This is a genomic window from Methylobacterium sp. WL120 (assembly GCF_008039465.1).
Classification (GTDB): domain Bacteria; phylum Pseudomonadota; class Alphaproteobacteria; order Rhizobiales; family Beijerinckiaceae; genus Methylobacterium; species Methylobacterium cerastii.
This window is the reverse complement of record NZ_VRUT01000250.1, coordinates 1-4,442: the sequence shown is the minus strand read 5'-3', so window position 1 is coordinate 4,442 and position 4,442 is coordinate 1. Positions and strand designations below refer to the sequence as shown.

The following is a 4,442-nucleotide window of genomic DNA, read 5'->3' as shown; positions in this document are numbered from 1 at the left end:
GCCTTGGCGGTGCGGCCGCCCGGGCGCTCGGCGAGCTTGACCCGCACGTCGCGGCCGGCGACCGCGACGGTGGCGGCCCGGCGGGGCAGGGCGCGGCCGTCGACGAGCGCGTGGCGCAGGCCGATCGTGGCGGTCTCGGAAAAGCAGGCCGCCGCCACCGCATCGAGGGCGTCGGCGCGGGCGAGCAGGCGGACATGCGCCATCATCCGGCCCTTCTTGCCGAAGACCGGCATCTGCACGACGTCGAGCACGTCATCGCGCATCCGTAGCCGATCGAGCCCCATGGCGAGGTCCTCCCCGGACTGGTCGTCGACCTCGAACGCGATCACCGCGATGGTGCGGTGGTCCGGATGCGCCTCCGGGGACGCCACTGGCGCCGTCTCGTCGAAGGCGAGGGCGCGGACGCAGTTGCTCAGGCCGGGCAGGCGCTTGGTGCCGAATCCGACGCCGGAGCGCCCGAGCCGCCGGGGGCCGGTCGGCGCCGGTTCGGCGCCGCCGCAGAGATGGCGCAGGATCGCGGCGCCCGTCGGCGTCACCCGCTCGCCCGGCACGCCGTCGTCGCGGGTCGCGAAGCCTTCGAGCAGTAGCGCGGTCGCCGGGGCCGGCACCGGCAGCAGGCCGTGCTGCGTGCGCACCATCCCGGAGCCGAGGGGGAGGGCGCCCACGCTCCAGCGGGTGGCGCCGAGCGCGGCGACGAGGTGGGCCGCGGCGGCGATGTCGGCGATCGAATCCCAGGCGCCGACCTCGTGGAACGCGACCCGCTCCACCGGGATGCCGTGCACGCGCGCCTCGGCCTCGGCGAGGTGGCCGAAGATCGCGAGCGCATGCCCGCGCACCGCCGCGTCGAGGTCGGCCCGTTCGAGCGATGCGCGGATCTCGGACCACGGCCGGTGATCGTGGTCGCCTGCGTGGTCGTGGGTGTGGGACGGACCGTGCGCATCGGGATGCGCGTGATCGTGATGGTCGTGATCGTGGTCGCCGTGCTCGTGCCGGTGCGTCGCAGCGAGCGCGGCCTGCGGCGTGGGGTCGGGCGCGCCGGGTCCGAAGACCAGGAAGCGGCTGCCCTGGAGGATGCCGTCGTTGTGGGGCAGCACGCGGCAGGCGACGCCCGCCCGGCTCGCGGCGCGCACGCTTGCCGACACGCCCTCGGCGTGCTCGGGGAAGGCGTCGAGGAGGGCGGCGACGAACATGTCGCCGGCCATGCCGCCGACCGCGTCGAGGTGGATCTGCATGCCTGTCCGGTGGTGGAGCGGGCGAGAGGCCCGTCGGTTCGAACACCAGATCGGCCGGAAAGGTTTCCCGGCAAGGTCCCGCGGGCGAGCCCCGGCGAGGCGGATGGCCGCGCCGGCCGGCGGGTGCCGGGCCCGGCGCCGGCATGGTAGCGGACGCGCCACGGCCGCAGGCTCCCGCACGATCGTGCCGGACCGTCAGGCCCTCCTAAACGACAGGCCCCTCATGACACGCCTCCCGCTTCTCGCCCTCGCCGGCCTCCTCTCGGTCGGCGGCGCCCAGGCCGCCCCGGTCGTCGAGCGCCTGCGCGGCACGATCGAGGCGGTCGCGCCGGGCGCGATCACCCTGAAGACCATCGACGGCGTGTCGGAGACGATCGCGCTCGGCGACGACACGAAGTTCGTCTCGGTGGTGAAGGCCAGCCTCGACGACGTGAAGGAGGGCACCTTCGTCGGCACCGCCACCAAGGGCGAGAACCCGCGCACCGCGATCGAGGTCCTGCTGTTCCCCGAAGCCATGCGCGGCACCGGCGAGGGCCATTACGGCTGGGACACGATCCCCGATGCCACCGCCGGCGGGACGCGGGTGAAGAGCGCCATGACGAACGGGACGGTCAAGGCCGACGCTCCCGCCCCGCGCGTGAAGAGCGCGATGACCAACGGCACCGTGTCGGGCAGCGCGACGGCGTCCGGCGCGCGCACCCTCACCGTGACCTACAAGGACGGCGCGCAGACGGTGGTCGTGCTGCCGGAAACCCCGGTCGTGACCTTCGAGCCCGCCGACAAGATGGTGCTCAAGCCCGGCGCCAAGGCCTTCGTCACGGCCGCCCGCGACGGCACCGCCTTGAGCGCCCGCCGGGTCGCCGTCGGCAAGGACGGGTTGACCCCGCCGATGTAAGCGCCCCATCGCGGGCGGGCCAGGCGTTCCGGCCCGCCCAACTTGTCTCGCCCGCCTGTCCCGCCGGCCTGCGCCGTCACACGGGCGTCATGCGGACGTGAGGAGAAGCGGCACCGCGCCGGAAGTCGGCCGGCCCTTCAGGAGACGACGGCGATGCGCGCGATCCTCAACGGCGTCATCGTCGCCGGCCTCCTCGGCACCGCCGCCGCGGCGGCCGACCGGCCCCGCAACGTGATCCTGTTCGTTCCCGACGGCTTGCGCGCCGGCATGGTCACGCCGGAGAACACGCCGGCCCTGGCGGCCCTGCGCGACCAGGGCGTGAACCTCGCCAACAGCCATTCGCTGTTCCCGACCTTCACCACCGCCAACGCCTCGGGCATGGCGACCGGGCACCAGCTCGGCGACACCGGCGACTTCTCGAACACGATCTACCTCGCCAAGCCGATCGCCGCGCAGGCGGGAACGGTGACGCCGTTCATCGAGAACGACGCCGTGCTCGGCGAGATGAACACCGTCTTCAACGGCGACTGGATGAACGAGGAGACGGTGCTGCGCGCCGCCGCCAAGGCCGGGATCAGCACCGCGGCGATCGGCAAGGTCGGGCCGACCTTGATCTTCGACCACACCGACCGCACCGGCGGCCCGACGATCGTCGTCGATGACGAGACCGGCTCGGCGCGCGGCATCCCGTTCAGCGCCGAGATGCAGGGGCTGATGGCCGGCCGTAACCTGCCGCTCGCCGCCCCCTCGCGCGGGGAGAACGGCAAGGCGGGCGACGCGACGACGCCAGGCACGCTCGTGGCCAACGTCGCCCAGCAGGCCTACTTCGCCGAGGTCGCCACGAAGGTCGTGCTGCCGCTGTTCAAGGCCCGCGAGAAACCGTTCGTGCTGGTGTTCTGGTCGCGCGACCCGGACGGCGCCCAGCACAACCACGGCGACAGCCTCGGCAAGCTCGTGCCCGGCATCAACGGGCCGACCTCGCTCGCCGGCATCCGCAACGCAGACGACAACCTCGCGACGCTGCGCCGGGCGCTCGACGAGCTCGGCCTTTCCGACACGACCGACATCGTGGTCGCGGCCGACCACGGCTTCTCGACCATCTCGAAGGAGAGCGCGACGAGCCCGTCCGCGAAGACCGCCCTGCCGGGCGTGCCCGCCGGGCAGCTGCCGCCGGGCTTCCTGGCGCTCGACCTCGCCGCGGCCCTCGGCCTGCCGCTGCACGAGCCCGACGCGAGCGCCGCACCGGTGCTCGCCGGCCAGCGGCCGAAGCTCGGCAACGCGCTGCTCGGCCCGGACCCGAAGGCGCCGGACCTCGTGGTCGCGGTCAACGGCGGCTCGGACCTCGTCTACCTGCCGAAGGGCGACAAGGCGCTCGCCGCCCGCACGGTCGCGGCGCTCCTGGAGCAGGACTACGTCAGCGGCCTGTTCGTCGACGACGCGCTCGGCAGCTTTCCCGGCACGCTGCCGCTCTCGGCTGTGAACCTGAAGGGCGAGGCTGCGACCCCGACGCCGGCGATCGTCGTCAACTTCCGCTCGTACAGCACCGGCTGCGCCAACCCGGAGACCTGCGTCGTCGAGGTCGCCGACACGGCGCTGCAGCAGGGCCAGGGCATGCACGGCAGCTTCAGCCGGGCCGACACCCACAACTTCATGGCCGCCATCGGCCCGAGCTTCAAGGCCGGCTTCGTCGATGCGCTGCCGGTGAGCAACGCCGACGTCGGGCAGACTCTCGCCGCCCTGCTCAAGCTCCAGATCCCCGCCAAGGGCCGCCTGATCGGCCGCCCGATGCGGGAGGCGATGCGGGAGGGAACGAGCGACGCCCCCGTGCCGCAGGCCCAGGCCGGCACGTTGCGCTCGGAACCGTCGCCGTCGGGCTTGACCACGGTGCTGCGCTTCCAGCAGGTCGGGGACCAGCGCTACTTCGATGCGGCCGGGTTCCCGGGGCGGACCTTCGGGTTGGAGTGAGGGCACCGCCCGGGTCACGCGACCGGCGCGAAGAACGTCGGTCGGGTCGCCGCCCGGCGGCACCGGGAACAGGAGTCGTCAGATGAGCACCGCCCGCATTCTCCCCGTGATCCTGTGCGGCGGCTCGGGCACGCGGCTGTGGCCGATGTCGCGCGAGAGCATGCCCAAGCAGTTCGCGCGGCTGGTGGACGCGTCGGAGTCGACGTTCCAGGCGACCGCCCGGCGGGTGAGCGACCTCGCGACCTTCGCCCGGCCGGCGGTGATCGCCTCGGCCGAGTCGCGCTTCATCGTGGCCGAGCAGTTGGCGCAGGCGGGCATCGCCGGCGACATCATCCTGGAGCCGGAGGGAC

The 4,442-nt window shown here is 73.5% G+C and carries 4 protein-coding genes; 3 read left to right on the top strand and 1 reads right to left on the bottom strand.

Features of this window, described 5'->3' with window-relative positions:
• Positions 1–1,232: LarC family nickel insertion protein (locus tag FV229_RS25485; protein WP_147754603.1), on the bottom strand; the 1,232-nt coding region annotated here is incomplete at its 3' end.
• A 223-nt stretch (positions 1,233–1,455) separates the two neighbouring features.
• Between FV229_RS25485 and FV229_RS25480 the strand changes: the two genes are divergently transcribed.
• From FV229_RS25480 to FV229_RS25470, 3 genes are all read left to right on the top strand, one after another.
• On the top strand, positions 1,456–2,127 hold the full coding sequence (locus FV229_RS25480; RefSeq protein WP_147754602.1) for a metal ABC transporter permease: 672 nt from the start codon (positions 1,456–1,458) through the stop codon (positions 2,125–2,127).
• Positions 2,128–2,280: 153 nt separating this feature from the next.
• Positions 2,281–4,092 carry a nucleotide pyrophosphatase/phosphodiesterase family protein gene (locus tag FV229_RS25475; protein ID WP_147754601.1) on the top strand — a complete coding sequence of 604 codons (1,812 nt, stop codon included), beginning with the start codon at positions 2,281–2,283 and terminating at the stop codon, positions 4,090–4,092.
• A gap of 82 nt (positions 4,093–4,174) precedes the next feature.
• A partial coding sequence (locus FV229_RS25470) for a sugar phosphate nucleotidyltransferase (protein WP_246685697.1) occupies positions 4,175–4,442 on the top strand: 268 nt, incomplete at its 3' end.

What these genes read in the sequence shown, in the direction of transcription:
- FV229_RS25480 (WP_147754602.1), top strand. Translation starts at nt 1,456, where the DNA reads ATGACACGCCTCCCGCTTCTCGCCCTCGCCGGCCTCCTCTCGGTCGGC.
- FV229_RS25475 (WP_147754601.1), top strand. Translation starts at nt 2,281, where the DNA reads ATGCGCGCGATCCTCAACGGCGTCATCGTCGCCGGCCTCCTCGGCACC.